Source organism: Photobacterium atrarenae (assembly GCF_024380015.1).
In the GTDB taxonomy this organism is placed as follows: domain Bacteria; phylum Pseudomonadota; class Gammaproteobacteria; order Enterobacterales; family Vibrionaceae; genus Photobacterium; species Photobacterium atrarenae.
This window is the reverse complement of sequence record NZ_CP101509.1, coordinates 1,750,159-1,771,791: the sequence shown is the minus strand read 5'-3', so window position 1 is coordinate 1,771,791 and position 21,633 is coordinate 1,750,159. Positions and strand designations below refer to the sequence as shown.

General features: G+C 50.3%; 18 protein-coding genes and 1 pseudogene. 8 read left to right on the top strand and 11 right to left on the bottom strand.

The window, feature by feature from the left end:
• Positions 1–107: 107 nt before the first annotated feature.
• Positions 108–1,130 (bottom strand): annotated as a pseudogene (locus tag NNL38_RS23930) (helix-turn-helix domain-containing protein).
• 483 nt (positions 1,131–1,613) lie between these two features.
• Positions 1,614–1,937, bottom strand: coding sequence for a stress response translation initiation inhibitor YciH (gene yciH, locus NNL38_RS23925; protein ID WP_255391375.1), 324 nt, complete (start codon positions 1,935–1,937; stop codon positions 1,614–1,616).
• A gap of 119 nt (positions 1,938–2,056) precedes the next feature.
• Between yciH and NNL38_RS23920 the strand changes: the two genes are divergently transcribed.
• Positions 2,057–2,662 carry an HAD family hydrolase gene (locus NNL38_RS23920; RefSeq protein ID WP_255391374.1) on the top strand — a complete coding sequence of 202 codons (606 nt, stop codon included), beginning with the start codon at positions 2,057–2,059 and terminating at the stop codon, positions 2,660–2,662.
• Between the two features lie 98 nt (positions 2,663–2,760).
• Positions 2,761–3,279 carry an ATP-dependent zinc protease family protein gene (locus NNL38_RS23915; RefSeq protein WP_255391373.1) on the top strand — a complete coding sequence of 173 codons (519 nt, stop codon included), beginning with the start codon at positions 2,761–2,763 and terminating at the stop codon, positions 3,277–3,279.
• Positions 3,280–3,335: 56 nt separating this feature from the next.
• Here NNL38_RS23915 and NNL38_RS23910 read toward each other — a convergent pair whose 3' ends face one another.
• Complete coding sequence (locus NNL38_RS23910; RefSeq protein WP_255391372.1) at positions 3,336–3,701, bottom strand: DUF3319 domain-containing protein; 366 nt, start codon at positions 3,699–3,701, stop codon at positions 3,336–3,338.
• 246 nt (positions 3,702–3,947) lie between these two features.
• Here NNL38_RS23910 and NNL38_RS23905 point away from each other — a divergent pair, with 246 nt between their 5' ends.
• Positions 3,948–4,919, top strand: coding sequence for a tyrosine-type recombinase/integrase (locus NNL38_RS23905; RefSeq protein ID WP_255391370.1), 972 nt, complete (start codon positions 3,948–3,950; stop codon positions 4,917–4,919).
• 48 nt (positions 4,920–4,967) lie between these two features.
• Here NNL38_RS23905 and NNL38_RS23900 read toward each other — a convergent pair whose 3' ends face one another.
• The 5 genes from NNL38_RS23900 to NNL38_RS23880 all read right to left on the bottom strand — a co-directional run bounded on the left by NNL38_RS23900 (position 4,968) and on the right by NNL38_RS23880 (position 9,685).
• Positions 4,968–5,603 carry a putative adenosine monophosphate-protein transferase Fic gene (locus NNL38_RS23900; protein ID WP_255391369.1) on the bottom strand — a complete coding sequence of 212 codons (636 nt, stop codon included), beginning with the start codon at positions 5,601–5,603 and terminating at the stop codon, positions 4,968–4,970.
• Positions 5,593–5,766, bottom strand: coding sequence for a YhfG family protein (locus NNL38_RS23895; protein WP_255391368.1), 174 nt, complete (start codon positions 5,764–5,766; stop codon positions 5,593–5,595). The genes NNL38_RS23900 and NNL38_RS23895 overlap by 11 nt, the downstream gene beginning before the upstream one ends.
• 89 nt (positions 5,767–5,855) lie before the next feature.
• On the bottom strand, positions 5,856–6,848 hold the full coding sequence (locus tag NNL38_RS23890; RefSeq protein ID WP_255391366.1) for a D-alanine--D-alanine ligase: 993 nt from the start codon (positions 6,846–6,848) through the stop codon (positions 5,856–5,858).
• 327 nt (positions 6,849–7,175) lie between these two features.
• Positions 7,176–8,468: a group II intron reverse transcriptase/maturase gene (gene ltrA / locus NNL38_RS23885; protein WP_369414611.1), complete on the bottom strand. Its 1,293-nt coding sequence runs from the start codon at positions 8,466–8,468 to the stop codon at positions 7,176–7,178.
• 605 nt (positions 8,469–9,073) lie between these two features.
• Complete coding sequence (locus tag NNL38_RS23880; protein ID WP_255391365.1) at positions 9,074–9,685, bottom strand: SPOR domain-containing protein; 612 nt, start codon at positions 9,683–9,685, stop codon at positions 9,074–9,076.
• A 309-nt stretch (positions 9,686–9,994) separates the two neighbouring features.
• On the opposite strand from NNL38_RS23880, the gene NNL38_RS23875 reads away from it, so the two are divergent.
• A complete protein-coding gene (locus NNL38_RS23875; RefSeq protein ID WP_255391364.1) occupies positions 9,995–12,688 on the top strand; it encodes a bifunctional acetate--CoA ligase family protein/GNAT family N-acetyltransferase in 2,694 nt (897 codons plus the stop codon).
• 75 nt (positions 12,689–12,763) lie between these two features.
• On the opposite strand, the gene NNL38_RS23870 is transcribed toward NNL38_RS23875, so the two are convergent.
• On the bottom strand, positions 12,764–13,684 hold the full coding sequence (locus tag NNL38_RS23870) for a LysR family transcriptional regulator (protein WP_255391363.1): 921 nt from the start codon (positions 13,682–13,684) through the stop codon (positions 12,764–12,766).
• A 385-nt stretch (positions 13,685–14,069) separates the two neighbouring features.
• The gene (locus tag NNL38_RS23865; RefSeq protein WP_255391362.1) at positions 14,070–15,347 is read right to left on the bottom strand and encodes an NRAMP family divalent metal transporter; all 1,278 of its coding nucleotides are present in this window, start codon (positions 15,345–15,347) and stop codon (positions 14,070–14,072) included.
• Between the two features lie 397 nt (positions 15,348–15,744).
• On the opposite strand from NNL38_RS23865, the gene NNL38_RS23860 reads away from it, so the two are divergent.
• The 4 genes from NNL38_RS23860 (at position 15,745) to NNL38_RS23845 (ending at position 20,906) form a co-directional block, all read left to right on the top strand.
• Positions 15,745–19,209: an intermembrane phospholipid transport protein YdbH family protein gene (locus NNL38_RS23860; RefSeq protein ID WP_255391361.1), complete on the top strand. Its 3,465-nt coding sequence runs from the start codon at positions 15,745–15,747 to the stop codon at positions 19,207–19,209.
• 47 nt (positions 19,210–19,256) lie between these two features.
• On the top strand, positions 19,257–19,466 hold the full coding sequence (locus NNL38_RS23855) for a YnbE family lipoprotein (protein ID WP_255391360.1): 210 nt from the start codon (positions 19,257–19,259) through the stop codon (positions 19,464–19,466).
• Positions 19,467–19,484: 18 nt separating this feature from the next.
• Complete coding sequence (locus NNL38_RS23850; protein WP_255391359.1) at positions 19,485–19,808, top strand: YdbL family probable chaperone protein; 324 nt, start codon at positions 19,485–19,487, stop codon at positions 19,806–19,808.
• A 153-nt stretch (positions 19,809–19,961) separates the two neighbouring features.
• Positions 19,962–20,906 (top strand): YeiH family protein, encoded by a 945-nt coding sequence (locus NNL38_RS23845; protein ID WP_255392326.1) that lies wholly within the window; start codon positions 19,962–19,964, stop codon positions 20,904–20,906.
• A gap of 131 nt (positions 20,907–21,037) precedes the next feature.
• Here NNL38_RS23845 and NNL38_RS23840 read toward each other — a convergent pair whose 3' ends face one another.
• Positions 21,038–21,271 (bottom strand): hypothetical protein, encoded by a 234-nt coding sequence (locus NNL38_RS23840; RefSeq protein WP_255391358.1) that lies wholly within the window; start codon positions 21,269–21,271, stop codon positions 21,038–21,040.
• Positions 21,272–21,633 lie beyond the last annotated feature (362 nt).

Here is a 21,633-nt window from a genome sequence, read left to right as displayed (position 1 = left end):
CACCCTCTGTTTACCCTAATTTAAAATGTCCTGTTTGATTCCCAGATTCAAATGTCTCTTCTCAAGGTAGTTCATCCTGCTCGGAAACTGGCTGTAGAGTAGGGAAGTCAGGGTTTCTTCCGGCTGCTGGCTCTGAATTGTTCAGGGTGAACGAGTACCGGGTTCAGCGCTTCCAATTGCCGGATAGCACGTTGTTGCGCGGTACGTTTTGGCGCTTTTTTGCTGCGGCTGCGTTTCTGTTGCTGCTCGAATTCTTCCTGCTTGGCCTGGGCAAATTTCAGCACGGCGCCCAAACGCTTGTTCTCGACAACCTGGCCCTGATCAACATCAGCCAGCTTGTCGAAGGTTTTAAATGCCAGTTTACGATGGCCATACTGGATGGCGATGGTGCCATCGGGCCGGTCAAGTACCTTGACCACTTGATTCACCAATCGCTGGTTTTCTTCTGTTGGATCAATCAGGTAAACCACCTTGTCATACTGAAATGTCAGGGATTTCGTGAGCTTACGCAGCTCTTGCCATGCAAAGATATCATCCAGTTCGTCGGTGGATTCCCACAGCGCTCGGTGCATGTCTTTCGGAAACCGTGCCGGCTTGGCAAAGCGGCGGTTAAAATCAGCGATGAAGTCGGGGAGCCAGGCATTGGCTTGCTCGATGGTATCGATGCCTTGCAGGCGCATTTCTTTGACTAAGCGATCAATCGAAAGCTGACTCAGTTTCGCTAAAGCGCAGGTTCATCAGGCGGCCGGTGGCATCATCGATAAACACCAGGAGGCAGCATTTGTCGCTGCGACCTTCGAACCAGTCATGGTGGGAGCCGTCAAGCTGAACCAGTTCGCCGAGACAGTCCCGGCGAGTTTCTCATGGGCCAATGTCGGGCCGAAATCACTATACAGTTGGTGAAGCAAGGCCAGCGTCTGTAATTTTAATTTCTCATCATGACGATGGTTGCCAGGCTGACCACGTTTTAAAGAAACCAAACCAGCAGCACCAAATTCGATGAAGCGTTTGACCAAGCGATAAACTTGGCGAGGACTGAGCTTAAGTAAGCGGGCAGCATCGACACCGGTGATCCGTTTATCACAGATGTCTTGGATTAGTTTGATTCTCAATAATTCATTGTCAGTCATGGTCAATAGCATCCAAGGGCTCCAAACACGGCTAATAAAGCGTGTTTTGAAGCTAGAACAACATGACATTTCAATCTGGCTCAAACCTGACATTTCTAACTAGATCTTACATCCCTAGTACGCATTATATAGATTATGTTAAATATGATGTAAGATAAAAAAGATGAAACGCAAATCCATAGCCTAAGACCGCTTGCTTTCATCCCCTCTGCTTCTCATAACACAGCCAGTACCGGGCAATTTAACAGTATTGGCTATTTACCATAAAATAGGTAATTAACACCTATTTTTAAACCCGGCTGCAAATGGTCAGTTTGCCTGGCGTTTCAAAATCAGGTGTTATTACTAAAACGATTCGAAGCGCACCATCCAGCAACGAATCATCAGGTTATTCGGAATGAGTCAAAACCAGTAACACTTTTTCCAGCATAGAAAAACAGCTTGGGTACTCCCAAGCTGTTTTTTGGATGTCGCCAATGTCGATTAACCGCCGGCCAGTTTCACAGTATGGCCTTTTTTCTCCAGCGCGGCTTTAATCACATCGCGTTTGTCGCCCTGAATTTCAATCGTCCCGTCTTTCACCGAGCCGCCACAGCCACAGACTTTTTTCAGCTCGGCAGCCAGTAGTTTGAGTTGCGCATCTTCCAGGTCCAGGCCCGTCACAATACAAACGCCTTTGCCTTTACGACCTTTGGTCTGGCGCTGAATGCGAACAATGCCGTCACCTTTAGGACGCTCGGGCGCTTGTTTCTCTTCTTTGATGCGACCGGTTTCAGTTGAAAACACTAAGCGGCTGTTATCATTCATTGGGATAAATCTCGTCTATTTTCTTGGATTTGTGACCCTGGTAGTAACTCTCATACTCCACCTTGCAGATCACCAGTGACCAAATATTATCAATAAATGGCCTTGAAACGGAAACAGATATGATTCGAAACGTAGTCTTTGACTTTGGCGGCGTCCTTTTTCAATGGTACCCACAAGAAATCGTCGAATCCTTCACCAGTTCAACTGAGGAGCAGAACCTCTTGCTCACGAAGATTCTGTGTCATCCTGACTGGCTGTCTCTCGATCGTGGCACGATGTTGCTGGCAGAAAGTATTCCAAAATTTTCTGCCAGAACCGGTATATCAGAAGGCCGTATTGAAGACTTCCTGACGCATGTCGTTGACAGTCTGGTGAAGATTGATGAAACCGAAGCCTTGTTATATCAAATCGCCGGCTATCATTATGCGCTCTATTACCTCACCAACATGAATACCGCATTTTTCGAAACGTTGAGCGAACGTAATGGTTTCATCTCTTTGTTTTTAGGCGGGATCGTTTCTGCCAATGAACGGATGGTAAAGCCAGAGCCTGACATCTTTCATCAATTGAGGCAGCAGTATAACCTGGTACCGGCAGAAACACTGTTTATTGACGATACCACTGCAAATATTGAAACAGCCCAAGCCCTTGGATTCCAAACGGTTTTGTTTACGCAAACACCATCTTGTTTTGAGAATATTCGAAAGATTCTGAATTTTAACTAGAATTTGATACGATCCCAGGGACGATTGGTATAGTAAGAACAAACGTTCTGATTGTTTGTCTACAGTCATTCACAAACAAGATGTATTTAGGAGTCTCTGTGAAAAAGCTTCTGCTAACCGCACTATTACTACTATTCTCTGCTACCAATGCCAACCTTGCGCTGGCAGAACGCGCGGATAACGTGAGTCGTTCAATTGTAGGCCAAGTTGAAACGATTCGAATTCATGAACTGGAACTCGATTACAAGGCGCGGATTGATACCGGTGCAAAAACAACGTCAATTCACGCCGTTGATATCAAAGTGACTGGCGAAGACAGTGACAGCGACAATATGCGAGATCACCTGGGTGATATGGTTGAATTCACAACCTTTAACGAAAAAGGCGAAAAAGCGACTTATAAAGCGAAAATAATCAAAGTTAGTAAGATTCGCAACGCTCAGGGCGTAGAACGTCGCTACGCTGTAAAAATGGATTTAGGTTGGAATGGTGAGCATAAGCGTGTCTCGGTGAATTTGCGTGACCGTGGCAAGCTCGACTACAAACTCTTGATTGGGCGTAACTGGCTCAGTGGTGATTACCTGGTTGATGTCGATAAGAAAGATGAAGACGATTAACCCACATGAAAATCGAAACGCCCTTGATTGGGCGTTTCGATTGTTTGTCCCCTCACCTACCTCTTCTGCTGTTGCATTTTTTCTATCACTGCGTCGAGGTGCTTCTTCAAGGCGGCCGGTGAGCCTTTAAACAAGCGACCACGTAGAATGACATACCACTCATTCGGTTGGCCATTGTCATTCATAAGTTTAAACCCGCGATATTCTTCAACTTTTTGCTCAGCTGGCTGCTTTTGAGTCGAGACACCTTCAAATTTTTCAGGTGGCATAAACGCTTTCATATCACACCACCAGTCGATACTTTTTTTGACTAGGGTGAGCTTGCTTTCAACTGGATGGCCATTGATACTGGTCTTCCAACCATCCGGTGCACCTGAGGAATTTTCAATATTGTGCCCGCGATGGAATAGTCTTTTTTTCATTAACGCCTCTCAGCTACTTTGAGCTAAAAATTGTTCAAACCTTGAGCAAAATCAAGCACTTCGTCTCAGAACAATTGATGTATAAGTTTATTTCCGTTCTTACTCTATTGAAGCACCCTAAAACGGATTTGTCTTGCTGATAAGCCCATAAATTATAAAGGATGTGACTTTTTTAATGTTTTTCTGCTAGATATTTGTTGTTTATGCTAAATTGAAAATTATAGTGCGTTAAGTGAATTTATCATTATGGCAAAGAAAGTTACACCAATCGACGATCCAGACCAATGTCAGGAGAGCATTCAACTATTCAGCAAGTACCAAGACTCCCTCACTCCTTGGCAAGTACTGACACAGAATCAATATGCCCGTAACACGCTGGTTGCCTTTAAAAACGATTGGCATAACTTTCTTAGTTTTTGCATTGAGCATCATGTTCAGCCCTTACCCGCGAAGGCTGACACCGTGCATCGATACATTGAATACATGTCGCGTAGCCGGAAACTGGCGAGTCTGAAGCGTTACATGGTCACGATTTCCTTAGTACACCGTTGCCATCAGTTACCCGACCCTTGTGCTCAAACTGAAGTTCGACTGGCGATGCAAAAACAGCAACTTGAAAAACACGATGACTACAAAAATGCCGCTGCATTTCGTGACACCCACTTGCAACGTCTGCTCGAGCAATTCGAATCATCCCCAAAACTCAAAGACATCCGTGATGTTGCGATTTGGTCGGTCGCGTTTGAAGCCATGCTCAAACGCAGCGAGTTGGCGGCATTAACACTCGATAACCTGAATATCCACCCCGATGGCCTCATTGATCTCGAAGTCACCGACACCCGGATCGCGCTCAGCGCCATTGCATCCAAGGCACTCCAGCGTTGGCTTGTCGCCGGCATGATCACGGACGGTTACCTGTTCCGTCGCATTGATCGCCACAGTAATCTGGGTGAACTCCCACTGGACCACTCTTCAATTTACCGGGTTTTCCGCCGTGCCAGTGACGAACTGGGCATGCCGTCGAATGATCTGTTTTCCGGCCAATCCCCGCGGGTCGGCGCCGCACAGGATTTAGCCGACTCCGGCGTTTCCATCCCTGATATCCAGGAGCAAGGCCGTTGGAAAAGCCCAGCCATGCCGGCGCAATATGTTGGCCATACTGATCGCCATGATCAGGAAATTGCGAAGTACATTAAGCACAAGCCCTGGGAAAAATGAGGGTTCAAAACATAAAATTATAGTGCGTCAGATGGAATCTGTTTTCCACTACTGCGGGCTATCCGTCCAATGCTCGCCAGGACCATGTTGCAGATCAATCGGTACAGTGATCCGCTCAAACAGTTTCTCAAGCGGTTTCAGTTCGCCGAAATAACCCATTTGGTTGGCATCGACCCATTCTTTGAGATTGATTCCTTCCCAACAGACTTCGTAGCCGGCGTTAATTGCCAGGATCTCGAAAAATATCCGCTGAACCCGACCGTTTCCCTCCCTGAAAGGATGAATGATATTCAGTTCGCAATAATAGTGCGCAATGCGTTGAATAAACTGAGTAAAAGATAAGCCACAGAGGTAATGCTCTTCAGCCAGCTCCTGAAACAAGCGCTCAGCTTCTCGCTCAATATTCTGCATATGGCAGAAGCGGGTTTGCCCCTTGGTGATATCGACCTGACGGATCTGCCCGGCCCAGGCGTAGAGGTCCTGAAACAGAATACGGTGAATTTTTTGGAGATAAGCTAAGTTAAACTGGCCAAACTCAGGTTCGAAATGCGCGGCCCGCACCCGGGTAAAGTCCCGCTCGGCGCGCTCCAGCTCATCTTCATCTCGGATCGATAACAGGTTCTTCAGTACCGGACTGTCGGGGTAACAATCCGGGTCCTGCGTCACACCATATTTATCTCGCATAGTGCTCTTTCAGTTTGGCGATTTTGACTGACTCAGGTGTGCTATCAGATTCAGCGTTTACTTTGGCTGGCTCCACATCAAAGCCTTCTAACTGCAGGCTTGCCCGATAGTTACGTTCACGTAATGCAACAAAACGTTCACGCTTTTGCTTCTCTGATAGCATGTTGTTCCTTACTTGCATCTATAACCAGTATTACACTCAGTCAAAGAAACGTCACATCAGCCGGAAGGGATTAACCTTCCGGCTAAAGATTACACAGCTGCAGACTTGATGGCTTGCTCCAGGTATCGATGGAACTGATGACCATGATGCTTGAGCATCTGCGGGAACATTGAAATCGGTGTCATTCCCGGAAAGGTGTTGATTTCATTCAGCAATATTTCATTCTCTTCACTGAGGAAAAAATCAATCCGTGACAGATCTTTCAGCTTCATCTGCACAAAAGCTTTACGGGCATAACCACGAATTTGCTCGACCTGTGCTTCGGTCAACCCTGTAGCTTCAACGGATGTCGTGGAGTGACTGTCAGCGCTGTATTTTTCCTCATAGGTGTAGAACTGATCATCCGGGCAGCTCACTTCACCGGGCTTAGTAATCACCAGCTCATCGCCATACTGGTAAGCGGCAATCTCCAGCTCACGGGGTTTGATCGCTTTCTCGACCAGCACCTGATCTGAGAAGGTAAACGCCTGGTTGATTGCATCAGCAAGGTCTGCCGGGGAAGTGACTTTATAGCACCCCACAGAGGAGCCCTGACATGCGGCCTTCACAAAAACGGTCCCCCAATTCGCCAGCGCAGCTTCTGCTTTTGTGTGACTCTCATCGTTATTTTCACTCAGGAAAATATACGGCGTATTGGGGATATCCAGCGCGTCGAACCACAGCTTGGTGGTGATTTTGTTAAAACAGTTGGTACTCGCCTGGGCATCACAACCGAAATAAGGCAATTTTGCGATCTCCAGGAATGACTGCAAGTCACCGGTTTCTCCCGGATAACCATGAATACAAGGGATCACATAATTGATGTCCACTTTGCCGGCTTCAGTCTGCAAGGTGCGATCAAGGTTAAGCTGGCAGGGCCAGCCCTGATCATCAAACCAGCCGTCCTGCTTCATCTCAACGCGTGTGTACGTGATGTCATCAAGCATTTGTAACTGCTGCTCAACGAAGTTAGCAGAAATGAGAGAAATTTCATGCTCGGCACTGCCGCCGCCGCACAGTAATAATACGTGGATTGAGCTCATTATCATCCCTTGTCTTCATCACTGATAAATTTCGCTTATCAGTCATCATGATTGCTGCGCAGCGCGCTGGGGCGCCGCACACTAAATCGATAGTACTTCGGCAATGTTAATCAAAAAAGGAAACAGATGGCAGCCAGGATCGCAGTTTACAATGAAAAATTTCGATAAATTGACAGTTTGCGGCTATTAAATCTGCGATTGCGTTCCGATAAAGCGTTCGCTTATCCCAGACATTCTCCCGCAATCCGGCTGATCTTACCTCCCGTTCCGATCCGCATGTTGGCCGCATCAAATCGAGTAGGAGGAGGCCTCACGGCCTCCGTCCTCTCACACCACCGTACAAGCGTGGGTCGCATACGGCGGTTCCGAATATATTTTCAGTGACTCGTACCCATCTCGCAACGAGTACAGACCCATCTCCTTGAACCATTTCATTGGCATGGCCTGATTGAGCTGGGGCGATAAAGCCAAGTGCCACCACCCTTTATCTGACATCGCCAGCTTCCACGCATTGCGTTCGCTTACACCCTCTTGGCGTAACCATGTCGCTATGCTGTATCTGCGCTTGCGCTGCTTGAGGCGATAGCACCGTAAGCGCCGCCTTATCCATTCATCCAAGCGCTGCATCGCGCTTTTCCGTATGGCAAGCTTGAAATAGTGTTGCCAACCTCTTAGGTATTGAGTGAGTTCGACTAGGACTGTCTTCAACTCTCGCCCTCGATTCCGCTTCGTTATTTGACGCACTCGCTTCTTCATCTGAGTTTGTGCTGTCTTCGAGATATGGATGCTTCCATCTCGTTGAAAGCGATGGCCTAGGTAAGTCCGCTCTGTCACTCTCGTTGCCGCACTTTTCTCACGGTTAACCCTGAGTTTCAGTTTCTGCTCCAAGAACTCCGTGATTGAGGCTTTTACTCGATTGGCGGCTTCCTCACTGTGCACGTAGATTTGGCAGTCGTCTGCATATCGGCAGAACTTATGCCCTCTTCGCTCAAGCTCTTTATCCAACTCATCTAATACGATATTTGATAGCAGCGGAGATAATGGTCCACCCTGTGGCGTCCCTCGTTGCCTCTGCTCAACTAACCCGTTTCGCATTATGCCTGCCTGTAGGTATGACCTGACCAGCTTCAGGACCCGTTTATCTGTGATGTCCTCCGATAGCCTGTGCATCAGTCTATCGTGGTTCACAGTATCGAAGTATTTCGCCAGGTCTATGTCGACTACATAACCCCGCCCCTCCCTGATGTAGTGGCTTGCTGCCACCAATGCATGGTGGGCACTGCGGTTAGGCCTGAACCCATAACTGTTGCTTGAAAACTGAGGTTCGTAGATATCTGTCAGTACTGAGGTAATGGCCTGTTGGACTACCCTATCAAGTACAGTTGGGATACCTAGCTGCCTCACTCCCCCGCTAGGTTTGGGAATTTCTACACCCAGAACGGGTTGCGGTTGGTAGCTCCCGTCCAGAAGGCTCTGGCGGAGCGCTTGCCCATTAGAAGACTGCCGAAGCATCGAGATAGTCGCTGTTATGTCGAGTTTATCAACCCCAGCACATCCCTTGTTCTTCTTCACTCTTCTCAGGGCTTGGTTCAGATTTGTTGAGGAGCAGATCCGCTCCATCAACTGAGTTGAGGTCACCAAGACTCGTCCTCCTGTCTACGCCGATCATGCTTGTCATTCTTCGTGGCCATGAGCGTCACTTGCGGTGTTGCCCAGTAGTACGTAGAGATGTTGTTCATCTTGCTATGACCCCACATGATTGAGTGTCTAGTGACTGCTTCTTGATATATTCAGTTCCGGCCTTCCCTTGGGTTGTACTTCCCCAAGGTACTATGCCTTCTGCTGACTTCTTATTACCCGTCACACAACATCACTGTTGTATTAGTCTCATCCGAGACAGGTCGTAAGATCTCCCGAGGTAAGACGTTGTTCTTTCCCTTGGCTGTGCCTGATTTACCCGTACACACTTCCCGTCGAGGCATTGGGCTGTTCTATATATTGCTAGGTTACCCAAGTTGTACTGGCCTACTATCAGGTTTCTGTTCGTCACACCCAAGTTTTGCCGTTTGCTTCCTTCAGATCCCACCTCACGGTGGGCACCCTTGCATAGGCTAACGGTTCTCGCTCGACTGAGCCCGTAGAGGACTTTCACCTCCTAGAACAACGCCATGCTCGGCGCACAAAGAGAAAAAGAGAGCCGGAGCTCTCTTTTTCAATCAACATTCTTAGTTCAATTTTGTCATTTTCGGGGTGGACGAAGATTTAATTTTCGCCAGACTTCTGATGAACGGGCCGTAGGATTTAACGTCGTTCGGCAACGCCTTGAGTGCTTGTTCTGCTTGCTGACGCGTCTCGAAACGACCGTAAAGCAACGTATACCAAGGCAGCCCCTGCACTTGCTTCTGATTCATCCATACCGGCTGATCCGAAGGCAATTTATTCAGATATGGCTGAAACCCTTTATTATGACTCAACGCCAGTACCTGAATGGTATAACCGCCCGTTTTTCTCTGTACGTACTGATAAGTTGGTTTTTTCTTCGCAGCCGGGGGAACCGGTTTCGGCTCAACTTTTGCGGCCGGTACAGGATCCGGCTGCACGAGTTTCGGCGTTGTTGTCGGCTTTGCAGTGACCATCGCCGGCTTCTCGCCAACGACTTTTTCATCTAGCGCCACGGCAGCCTGCTCATTCTGCGCCGACGTCGCCGAAGCGATCGATTGCAGCGGATCAGCCGTGTATACTTCTTCAGATGATGCACTGACAATCTGGATGGTTTCTCTGTCTGATGCACACCCGACTAATGCCGCGGCAACGGCAAACACAGCAATTTTCTTCATTCTAACTCTGCCAAATAGTAAATCTGACTTCATTCTGCCGTCGCTCCTTCACGCAATCAAGAGCAAGTTCAAGTAAAATCAATAACTCTTCGCCACGTGTCACAGGAAGCCGGTTACCGTGGCTCCAATGCAGGCCCTCCTGGTCTCCCTCACCCATTCGCCGTAATTGCCACAATCACACCCCAGCCTCTTCGTTCGAAGCAGAGCCAGATTGCCAGGGCATCCGTCACAGCCCGCATACTTTAGTCAGAAACTCCGGGCGTGATCCGTTAAACTCCTGAAAAGCGTTTAAATATTGCAGGTGATGCTATGGAAGGACTGGATAAACTGCTCAAGCCTAAATCAATTACTGTGATTGGCGCTTCTGATAACCCCAGCCGGGCCGGGAACGTCGTAATCCGCAATCTTCTGGCCGGCAGCTTTCATGGTCCCATCATGCCGGTCACCCCCAAGTATGATGCCGTTGCCGGAGTACTGGCCTACCCGACCATTGACAGCTTACCCCGGGTGCCCGATCTGGCTATCGTCTGTACCAATGCCCATCGAAATGTAGACGTCATTCGCCAGCTCGGCGAAAAAGGCGTCAAAGTTGCCATAGTATTAGCTGCCGGCATGAACACGGTCTTTCCGGGCCAGAATGAGACCGAAGAAGACCGGATGTTCACAACAGCCCGGCAGTACGGTATGCGTCTGGTCGGCCCGAACAGCATGGGGCTGATCCTGCCCTGGTTGAACCTCAATGCCTCTTTTTCACCCGTCGCGGCAAATCAAGGTAACATCGCTTTCATTTCTCAATCCGCAGCGGTGTGTACCACCATCCTGGACTGGGCAAAGAACAAAAGCATTGGCTTTTCGACCTTCCTGTCACTCGGCGATGCCTGCGATATCAATTTTGCCGAATTACTCGACTATCTCTGTCGCGACAGCAAAACCGAAGCCATCTTGCTCTATGTCGACTCGATTAAAGATGCGCGCCGGTTTATGTCTGCCGCCCGGGCTGCGGCCCGCAACCGCCGGATCCTGGTGTTGAAAAGTGGCCGCACCCGTGCAGGCAGCGCAGCGGCCTATCTGCATACTGGTGGCGAGATTGGACTCGATGGTGTCTATGACGCCGCCATTCGCCGGGCCGGAATGCTGCGGGTTCACAACACCCATGAACTTTTTGCCGCGGTGGAAACCCTGGCGCATTCAGTTCCGCTACGTGGCGAGCGGCTGGCCATTCTGACCAATGGTGGTGGCCCGGCCGTGATGGCGGTCGATGCCCTGGCCGATCGCGGCGGAAAACTGGCACAGCTAAGCCCCGAGACCGTCGAGAAATTATCGGAGGTGCTCCCAGCTTGCTGGTCCCATGCCAATCCGATCGATATTATTGGAGATGCTGGGATTAACCGCTATGAAAAAGCGATTCGTATCCTGCTCGACAGTGACGACTTTGATGCACTGCTAATCATGCACTCGCCCTCGGCAATCGCCCCGGGAAATGAAACTGCCAGACGGCTGGTTCATGTTCTGCAATCTCATCCCCGAACCAAGCGATTCAATATCCTCAGCAACTGGGCCGGTGAAAATGAAGCAGCGTTGTCACGGCAAATCTTCACTGAAGCCGGATTTCCGGCCTACCGAACCCCAGAAAGCGCCGTTTCGGCCTTCATGCACTTAGTGGAGTACCGGCGCAACCAGAAACAATTGATGGAAACACCCGTATCTTACGGTGAAACCGCTGCCAATCCACGCCATGTTCACGATGTACTTAACCACCTGTTAGCCCAGGGCACTTCGCACCTTGAAACCCATGAGGTCCGGCCGGTACTGGAAAGTTATGGCTTCAGTACGCTACCGACCTGGATTGCCACCGATCCGGCGGAAGCGGCCCACATTGCTGAACAAATTGGCTACCCGGTTGCGGTGAAACTGCGCTCTCCGGACATTCGCCATAAATCCGAAATCCACGGGGTGATGCTGCACCTGCGCACGGCGGCGGAGGTAGCCAACAGCGCCCAGGCGATTCTGGATCGGGTCACACTCAATTACCCGAATGCCCGGATTGATGGCCTGTTGGTGCAGCGCATGGCAAACCGCTCCGGTGCTCAGGAGCTACGGATCTCCGTTCACCATGATGCGGTGTTTGGTCCGGTGATTTTCATGGGAGAAGATGCGGCCGAGTGGGATATTCACAAAGATGCAGCCGTCGCCCTGCCACCACTGAACATGGCCCTGGCGCGCTACATGGTGATCAATGCGATTAAAACCGGCAAGATCAAACAGCGCAGCTTTCCGGAACGGATCGATATCCCGGCGCTGTGTCGACTGCTGGTCAAAATTTCCCAGCTCATCATTGATTGTCCGGAAATTGAAAGCTTCGATATTCATCCGCTATTGGCGGCCGGCGAAGAGATGACCGTGATTGATGTATCGATGAGCATCAAACCCTTTGATGGGGACAAACAAACCCGGCTGGCGATTCGCCCGTACCCGAAAGAGCATGAGCAACAGGTCACTCTCAAAGACGGCTCTGAAATTCTGCTGCGCCCCATCCTGCCGGAAGATGAGCCCAAGCATAAAGCCTTCATCTCCAAAGTTTCAGTGGATGACCTCTATCGTCGTTTCTTCTCCGATGTCGGTGAGTTTAACCATGAAGCCCTGGCCAACCTGACTCAGATTGACTACGACCGCGAAATGGCATTTGTTGCAACCCGGCAAATTACCCGGCTCGATGGCCAACAAGATGAAGAGATCATCGGCGTGACCCGGGCCTTGTCGGATCCGGAGAATGAAGAAGCGGAGTTTGCAATCCTGGTGCGTTCGGATTTGAAAGGGGTTGGCCTGGGCCGTATCCTGATGACCAAGATAATTGATTACAGCCGTCAGCGAGGACTCGAGCGCTTAACCGGCATGACCATGCCTTCAAACCGGGGCATGATCATGCTGGCGCAAAAGGTCGGGTTCAGCATTGATATCCAGATGGAAGACGGCATTGTTGAGATGATGCTGCCGCTGAAATAATGCAAACATGCCCCAACGAAAACAGTGTTTAGCTGTGTCGGGGCTTGTTCATTCTTTGAGGAGCAAAGCCCCTATTTATCCTTTTTGATGGCCTTCAGCCGGTTGGTTCAGCGTGCCTTTCCACAAGGTTTCGATATGCTGAATACACCAGGTTTTGGCTTTTCCCATTCGGCTGCGATTCCAGGCTAATACAATGTCCATTTCAATCACAGGATCATTACCAATCACCACCAGCTCACCGCGATTCATCGCTTCTTCGGCATAGCAAACCGACATAGTGCCGATCCCCATTCCGGCTTTCAGCGCCACCAGCTTGTCGTGCATTGAACTGACCGTCAGCAACGGCTGTTCATCAAGGATATTGTGCGTCAGCGGCGGCAGGTTGCGGGCAGTATCCGCTACAGCAATTCCTCGATACTGTTTCCTGACCGCCGGATCCAACGGGTTGTCATGTTGGTGGATCGGATGATCCGGATGAGCAACCCAAACCAAATCCAGCTTGCCAATCGGCTGAATTTTCACCTCGGGCGGAGCAACACTGGGCGCCGGGGCAATCAACAGATCTGCACGATCCTGGGCCAGCGCTTCCCAACATCCAGCCAGAATTTCTTCCTGAAAGCGCAATCGGGTTTTACTTTTCTTCGCCAAGCCCTCAACCAGTGACAGCATATGCTCCAACCGGATCAGACCATCATAAGCAATGGTGATATCCAGCTCCCAGCCATGGGCCAGCGCACTAGCATCTGAAATCATTTCATCTGCCGCGGTGAGAAGCTGGCGTCCCCGCTCCAGAAGCAAGCGACCGGCTTTGGTAAACGCAGCTTTATGGCCGGAGCGATCAAAAATAACCAGATCCAGATCCTGCTCCAACTTCTGAACCTGATAACTCAATGAGGACGGGGCCCGACCCAGCTCTTCCGAGGCCGCTGCAAAACTGCCGCGACGTTCAATCGCATCCAGTACCAACAACGCCTCAAACGACAATAATTTATTCACTTGTTCTCCCGGCTGACAAGCTCATCTGATGATGACACTTTGTATCATAGAATCATGTGCTATTCCCATGAAAAAGCACAGGTTATCGCGACTTCAGCATCGCAATCACATCACGTCGGCCATACACTCAAAGCGAATATCGATTCAAAATGCTCTGTCTTTCCCCCGAGATTTTTCTCACTAACTGCTGATTTCATTCAAAAATATGAATAATCAACAACGTGCAATGTGATAGAACTCAGCGCTTCAAATTTCAGTTTCACCCTGCCTCTTGTTTACCCGGCCGATTTAGCCTGCGCCAAAAACAACAAAGCCTCCGCTTCGGAGACTTTGAGAAAAGAGTGCCTGACAGCCGATGCAGCGCTCAGCTGCATCGCTGATCCATTTACATCAACCACTTCCACCAGATAAACACGGCCAGGAAGCCGAACAGGTAGGTCAGCCCAACCCAGGACAGCCATTTCATGGTTCGACTCCATTGCAAGGCTTTTGGCAGCGCCGTGTTTGCAACCAGCAGATAATTGAGCAGCGCAAATACCGGTGTGGTCATAAATGCCAGCACCATGGCAAAGTTCAGCATCGGCATCAGTGCAGAGCTGAAGAAGAAAATAATCGCCAGGGCGGCAGCCGTGACCAACAGCATCCAGGCGTTATGGTAACTGCGCTGCTCTAACGGCTTTTTCTGCAGCAGCAACTGCGATTCTGCCAGTGCGCGCGAGTAACCGTCGATCACGGTGATCGTACTTCCGAAAATACAGAAAAAGGCGATCACAGCGATCAGGTAGCGGGACCACTCACCAATCGTCGATGCATACAGGCCAACCAACTGATGGGAGAAACCAATCCCGGAGCTTTTAAGTTCCGTTCCCGAACCATGCAATACCAACGCACCCAGCGCCAGGAACACCACCGCCAGGATCGCGGTGCCAATATACCCAACATTAAAATCCATCAAAGCCGACTGCGGTGTGACGTGCTGCGATTTTTTCTGGCTTTTCAGCCACAACGACGTCAGGCAGGAAATTTCAATCGGTGCCGGCATCCAGCCCATCATCACCACAACAAATCCAATCGAGGCGATGCTCCATACCGATGGGGCTTCAAAGTCAGCCGGCGCCACGGCACCTTTCCCTGCCGCGATCATCACAGCCGACAACGTTGCAATCACCAGAACCGCCATAATGGTTTTCGACAGCCCATCCAGCGCTTTGTAGTGTCCGGCCAGCAGAATCACCAGACACGCGGTCGCCACAATCGCCGACAGCACCGGAAGTGACAATGTTACCGGCAGGAAGTACCCCAACAAGCTGGCGCTGAACAACACCAACGCTGCGGTATTCACAATCCCGGAGATCATGCTTAGTCCGGTAAAGACCCACAGATAACCCCGGCCAAGGCTATCGTAGCCCTGGATCAAGCTATTCCCGGTTCCCATCGTGAACTGAACGCCGGCACGGAAAAAAGGATATTTTAAAAGGTTAACCAGCAGAATAAGCGCAGCCAGTTGCCATCCATAAATGGCCCCGGCCTTCGTTGAAGCAACCAGGTGAGAACCGCCGACGGCGGCAGTCGCCATCATAATCCCCGGCCCCAACGACTGGATCAGTTGTTTGAAATTCTGGCTCCTCACGGGTTGAACCTGGGTGTTTGCTGCATCGGTCATAATCACTTCCTAATGATTTTTTATTTTTTGATATTTTTGTGTTGAGCAGTCCAATTTCTCTCAGCTTTCCTACTCTTGATCAACCCATCCAAATCGTTCATTCAGCATTTACCGCTGCGTGTAGATAAATTAATGGTGTTTTGTGTCAATACGGTTTTGGCCGCCCACTTATTTGTCGTGCAAATAGAGAGAAAAAAACAATAAAAAACATTCGCAGCCGGCATAGCATTCGAATCCATTGCTGACCTATCGCGGTGCAGGCCGCCGCCTCATCGCCCCTTGCGAAGTAATAAGCACCCTAGGTGCTTCATTTTCACCTCTTTTTCCGTTCCGGTTTATGCTTAGAAGGGAGGACATATCTTCCCCTAACCTGAAAAGTCTTTAAGCAGCCGTATTCATGAATGTAGACCAAACATTACCGCCCACGGCTTCCCCCGCCGGCAAGCGCAGCAGAAAATACAGCCGCAAGGTGAAGCTGTTTGTTTATGGTCTGTGTTTGATTCTCGGGCTTATCGTGATTCCCGCAATCCTGGTGCCACCCTGGCTGGCCAGTAAGGGGATCGAAATCAATGCTATTTCAGGCATTGGCTTTGAGCAGGGGCTGACAATCCAAGAGGTCTCGATTGCCATTCAGGGTAACCAGATGACCTTCCACCATGTTTCACTGGCGCATTTTGTCGAACAACAAAGTGCGATTTCCAATGCTTCCTGGCGGCTGTTTGCAGCCCGCAGCACGATCCGGTTAGCACCCAACCTATTGCGCCCCCTGGCTGAGCAAGGCATCGTACTGGGTCACTTGACGCTGACCAATACCGCCTTTCGCTTCATTCATCTTTCCAAACCGTACCTGTTCAGTGCCCATGCTGAACAAATTGAAACCACACTGACACCCGCAGCCGTGTCCACGCATGCAAAAGCACCCCATGGCCAAACACAGGGCAAGGAAAAAGCAATCAAACAGCGCATCAACAATGTCGATCTGGTACTTTCCACCCAGCCCAAACCGGTCCTGAGCGGCTTTATCGGCCAGGGGGCGCTGGCGTTCATGCTTCCCGGCGATCAAAATAACAATCGCTATCCGTTCCAGTTCGACCACGCCAATTTTTCCCTCAGCTGGTTGACGCCGCAGATACCGCTGACAGTACACATCCGCAAACTCACGCCGCAGTGGCCAACGGTGATCCCGAATTTTTCTCAAATCGCCACCAACGCTTCGTTCTCGATGAACCTCAGCCAGCCAGAGAGCACCATCACGTTAAGCGCGACGCAACTCCATATCGACAAACCGACTCAACTGCCCGAGTTCCCTTCCCAGCTGCAACAACAGCCGGGATTGCATTTGGGATACCTGATGACCCGCCTGAACCAGCTTCCGGTCCGCCGGATCAGGATTGATGATTTTCGTTTTGGCAACTGGCTCAGTCAGACACAGTTGCATTTCAGCCCGCCCGGAAAAGATTCTCCGGGCGGGCTGAGCCAAGGCGCAGACAAAAGCAATGACACCGCCAAAGAGCAGGCATCGGATGACGCTCACACAGAGCCATATTTTCAACTCCGCGGCAAAGCCTTGATACCAACACCTTTTGATGTATCAGTGACGCTGGAGAGTGATGAGCAGGATCGCAACCAGCTCCAGGCCCGGTTATCTGATGGCCGTGATCATCTGGCATGCCAGGTCCGTTTGTACACAAACCAACCATTGCCTGAATCACTCCAATGCCAGGTCGATATAAGCGATACCCGAGTATTCAATAACAAGCTGACAAAACCCGATTTACCACATGCCAGGCTGACTCAGCCTCTGACGCTCAGCCTGACCCAGTTACAGCAGCCAACCCTGACCCCGGATGCGCTCAGTGAGGCAGACTACCGGCTGAAGCTCACCTGGCCCAAGCAACTTGATATCCATTTGGGAAAATATGCCCTTAACCTGCCCGGACTTTTACCTGCACCTGCTCCGGGTGATGCAGTTCAGCCTCATCCCGGAAAGCCTGCGGCCATCCGGCAACTGTCCCTCAGCAGTTCTGGTGAGCTGCAACTGACAGCCCGTTATCGCCCTCAGCAGCTGTCCCTGATGATGGCTGAAATGAAGACCCCATTGACCGTCAACCACCGCCTGGGCCAGCTCAAAGTCTTGCTGCGCCAGCTCGGCTGTACTTCCCGAGTGGATACGACGCCCCATCAGACGACGCTTGATACGTTCTTTGATACGCTACAGTGTCACGCAGAGAGCAAACTCCAGGCCAACCTCAAACAGCTTTCCCCGCAACCGGATATCACACTCAGCAACCTCACACTCGCCAGCGCTTTCGCGATGCAATGGTCGAACCACATGTTCACTGCCCAGTTTCGGCAAAACCAACTGGCAGCCGAGCGCTTGCAGCTTCTATCAGGCGCAGAATCTTCACGCTTACCCGCAGCATTGCTCAACGCCCGGGCTGACAATCTGACACTGTACAATGACAAACTCGAGCTTGAGCTGGCGCCCGTACAGGGTAACCTCTCCCCAACCTCTGCCACTCAGTCAGCTGCGACGGCGCCTCTGAAATTCACCCTAACAGCAGAGACCCCGATCACACTCAATGCAGATTATAATGCGGAGAAGCTGATTGGTGAGCCTCAGCCAGAACAGGCGCAAAAGAAAAGCCGCCAGCCGGTCCAGAAATATCACGGAGATATCACACTCAACTTCAAAGCCTTATCCCTTCGCACCTTACTGATGAGCCCCAACGGTCCCCACCTGACACTCAACGGTGATTATCAGGTGCAACTGAACTTTCAACAAAACAACCAACGTTTTCCGCCGTTTCTCAGCCATGGCCGCGTGCAACTGGAACCAGAAAGCGCCCGCCTGTCCGGTACGCTGACCAATGCCCGGCAGACCCCCCTGTTGAAATTTTCACTGAACTCCCGGTTCAGCAATGCCCGCACCCATATTCAGTTACATCGTCACAAACTTCACTTTTCCCATCATCAATCGCTGAAGAATCATTACTTGCCTTTACTGCCGCTCAGCTACGACTTAACCAGCGGCAACATCAGCTTGTATGCCGATCTGGTGCTCCATCACCAACAGCTGAGTGGTGAATTCGGCCTCTTTACCGAGCATCTCCAGGGCCACCTGCGGGGGTTCCACTTTGCCGACGTGAACGCCTCCCTGACGGCAGAGATCACCCCGGACGGCATTCGTTCCAAATTCCCACTCAGCATCCGCACTGAATATCTCCATATCGGTTTATTGCTGGAAGATATTATTGCCCAGGCCGAGTTTGACACCGGCCGCAATCATTATGCCTTGCACCGGGCCAGTACCCGCACGCTCGGCGGTACCATCAGTACCCGGGGGGTGAGCAGCCGCGACTTACGCAATATCGACCGTATCCCGATCCAGATCCAACATCTGGATCTTCAGGCGCTCATGGAAATGCTGGCCTACCCGGATATTGAACTAACCGGGATTCTGGATGGCACCTTACCGCTGTCGATTCAGGATGGACTGCCGGCCATACACAACGGTCGACTGCATTCGCGCTATCCTGGCGGTGTGCTGCGATACAAACCCGGCTCTTCCATTGATCAGAATATTCAGGCCTCCACCAGCGATAGTCTCAAACGAATCAGCCAGATTCTCAAAAATTATAAATTCGATTCCTTGGCAGTTGATGTAGACTATTCTAAAGAAGGAAAATTAAAAGCCCGTTCACGGTTTAAAGGGGCAAATCCAGACTTTCAGTCCGGTCAGCCTGTTTATATCAACCTGAACATTGAAGACGATATTCCAGCATTAATAAAAACCATGAATGCGATTAATTCATCCAAGCTGGAAGGTCAATTTTTAAAGCAGCTTGGTGTGGATGAGTAGCATTGATTGCGCTTTTTTAAGATGAAGGCTAAGAATGGTCGTCGCTCATGGATATTCAGCTTAAACTTACCAGCATACTTGCAGTTCTGGCCGTCCTCACGATGGTGAGTGCGTTATCAGCCTGCACCCCGACCGTTCAGGTCACCGCCTCGGAAAAACCCATCGAAGTCAATCTCAATGTTAAAATTGAACATGAGATCCGAATTAAAGTTGATAAGGAAATAGATGACTTATTCAGTGACGACGATGTATTCTGAGTTGGCAGGGAGATTGCCATGAAGAAAATTGTGTACTTTTTGTTCGCGCTTTGCCTCTCATTCAACGCATATGCCCTGGATCTCCAACAGGCAAAAGATCAGGGGCTGGTGGGGGAAGCCAACACCGGTTATATCGCACCGGTGACCGTAACGACCACCTCTGAAGTCCGGCAATTAGTCAGCTCAGTCAACCGGATCCGTAAAGCCAATTACCAGCGAATTGCGGTCTCCAACGGCCTGACCACCGAAGAGGTCGGCAGACTGGCCTATCAAAAAGCAATTCGAAAAACCGAGCCGGGTCATTATGTCCAAAATGCTGCCGGGGCCTGGGTCAGGAAATAGTCATGCGCTTTAACGCGCGGACACCAAATGCTCAGAACACCACATGTTCAACATTACTTAACCCTGCCTTCAAAACATTTCAATCTATCTAACGTGATTTTCTTCGTATAATGCCCGCACCTTTTCTTTTCGTCCTTGGTGAGTACGCGAATGATGTCGCTTTATCAAACCTTTAAAAGCTCGCGGGCTTCTGGTTACAGCTTTTACCTGGTAGCGCTGGTCTGTCTGTTTCCGATGATCAGCTCTCCCGTGGCTTTGATTCTGGGGTTCATTCTGGCCAGCCTCGGGTTAGTCCCGACGCAAGTCAACCTGGCAGCCCTGACCAAAAAACTGCTGTCCTATTCCATTATCGGTCTTGGATTTGGGATCCATCTGGATCAAGCAATTGAAGCCAGCCAGCAAGGACTCGGACTCGTCATTGGCTCTATTTTTTGTACGCTCGGCATCGGTTACTTGCTGACCAAGCTGCTGCGGATTGAGCATAAAACCGGACACTTGATTGCCGCCGGTACCGCCATTTGCGGTGGCAGTGCCATCGCCGCCGTTGCCCCCGCGATCAATGCCCGTGACGATCAAACTTCGTTGGCATTGGCCACGGTTTTCGTCCTGAACTCAGTCGCGCTGTTTCTATTTCCGGCTCTGGGCCATCTGATGGAGATGAGCCAGCACGCCTTCGGCACCTGGGCGGCGATTGCTATCCATGACACCTCATCGGTGGTCGGTGCCGCCGGTGCCTATGGCGATGAAGCGCTGAAAACCGCCACCACCCTCAAGCTTGCCCGGGCCCTGTGGATCATTCCCGTCGCCTTTCTCAGTGCGCTGTTGTTCAAAGGCGATAGTAAGAAAATCGGCATCCCGTTTTTTATCGTTTTTTACTGCCTTGCCATCCTGTTCGCCCACTGGGTACCGGATCTACAACCGCTGTACGATCAGATTTTCATGGTGTCCAAACGTGTTTTGGTGGTGTGCCTGTTTCTCATCGGCTCTGGCATCACGGTACAGAAACTTCGCGCTGCCGGGTTCCAGCCATTACTGCTGGGGATCCTGTTGTGGTTGATCATCGGTGTCGGCTCACTGGCCTACATTCAGCTCGCCTGAACCTGATATTCTTCTCATGACGAAGCCCCCTAAGTTCCCCTTCTAACGTAAAAAGCGAGTGGCAGGGCCACTCGCTTTTTTAATTCTCACCTGACATCTTACTTATTCAGTTACATGCATTTCTGAGCTATTCAGGGGACAATATCGATTTTATCAGATTGCCCCCGATCGGAGCACGGGCTGCTCTCCGTCCCTGAAGTGACATGCGACGGGCTCGCATATTTGGCTTTGTTGACCGCTTTTCGGGCCACGGTATACAACAGCAGCAAAAAAGCTGCCAGATCGGCCAGCGCACTGATCAATCCGGATGTCATCACGGACACTGCAACTAATATTAAAACAGCGAGGATCCATTTTCCCATCATCTCTTTCCCAACCCATACCCGGGTGAAGCCTTCTCTCTGAGGTTATTATCGAAAATCCGGTACGGGAAAGAAAAATACCCATTCTCTCTATGAAAGAGGTTTTGGTTATAACGAAAGAAAATTTAACCAATGTTGCTTATAAGTGCCTTCACACGAGGGCTGTCCCTTCATCTGTGAATGAACTTTTAGGAAAGAGGCCCCTTCTCCCAAAGTGAGAAGGGGCTGGCTGATTCATTTATACCAATCAAAGTAAGTCAGTGATCAGAATAGCGCAGGAAAAATGTTTGAGAACAAGGCAGAATTTTTTGATAAGTAGTTATTCTACAATCAAAAATTCTAACGCAGTTATCGAGCACTTTAAC

Coding starts and splice junctions, on each gene's coding strand:
- yciH (WP_255391375.1), bottom strand. CDS start 1,937: ATGAATGATAACAGCCGCTTAGTGTTTTCAACTGAAACCGGTCGCATC.
- ltrA (WP_369414611.1), bottom strand. CDS start 8,468: ATGGAGCGGATCTGCTCCTCAACAAATCTGAACCAAGCCCTGAGAAGA.
- NNL38_RS23895 (WP_255391368.1), bottom strand. CDS start 5,766: ATGCTATCAGAGAAGCAAAAGCGTGAACGTTTTGTTGCATTACGTGAA.
- NNL38_RS23840 (WP_255391358.1), bottom strand. CDS start 21,271: ATGATGGGAAAATGGATCCTCGCTGTTTTAATATTAGTTGCAGTGTCC.
- NNL38_RS23880 (WP_255391365.1), bottom strand. CDS start 9,685: ATGAAGAAAATTGCTGTGTTTGCCGTTGCCGCGGCATTAGTCGGGTGT.
- NNL38_RS23875 (WP_255391364.1), top strand. CDS start 9,995: ATGGAAGGACTGGATAAACTGCTCAAGCCTAAATCAATTACTGTGATT.
- NNL38_RS23900 (WP_255391369.1), bottom strand. CDS start 5,603: ATGCGAGATAAATATGGTGTGACGCAGGACCCGGATTGTTACCCCGAC.
- NNL38_RS23865 (WP_255391362.1), bottom strand. CDS start 15,347: ATGACCGATGCAGCAAACACCCAGGTTCAACCCGTGAGGAGCCAGAAT.
- NNL38_RS23845 (WP_255392326.1), top strand. CDS start 19,962: ATGTCGCTTTATCAAACCTTTAAAAGCTCGCGGGCTTCTGGTTACAGC.
- NNL38_RS23920 (WP_255391374.1), top strand. CDS start 2,057: ATGATTCGAAACGTAGTCTTTGACTTTGGCGGCGTCCTTTTTCAATGG.
- NNL38_RS23860 (WP_255391361.1), top strand. CDS start 15,745: ATGAATGTAGACCAAACATTACCGCCCACGGCTTCCCCCGCCGGCAAG.
- NNL38_RS23855 (WP_255391360.1), top strand. CDS start 19,257: ATGGATATTCAGCTTAAACTTACCAGCATACTTGCAGTTCTGGCCGTC.
- NNL38_RS23905 (WP_255391370.1), top strand. CDS start 3,948: ATGGCAAAGAAAGTTACACCAATCGACGATCCAGACCAATGTCAGGAG.
- NNL38_RS23850 (WP_255391359.1), top strand. CDS start 19,485: ATGAAGAAAATTGTGTACTTTTTGTTCGCGCTTTGCCTCTCATTCAAC.
- NNL38_RS23910 (WP_255391372.1), bottom strand. CDS start 3,701: ATGAAAAAAAGACTATTCCATCGCGGGCACAATATTGAAAATTCCTCA.
- NNL38_RS23890 (WP_255391366.1), bottom strand. CDS start 6,848: ATGAGCTCAATCCACGTATTATTACTGTGCGGCGGCGGCAGTGCCGAG.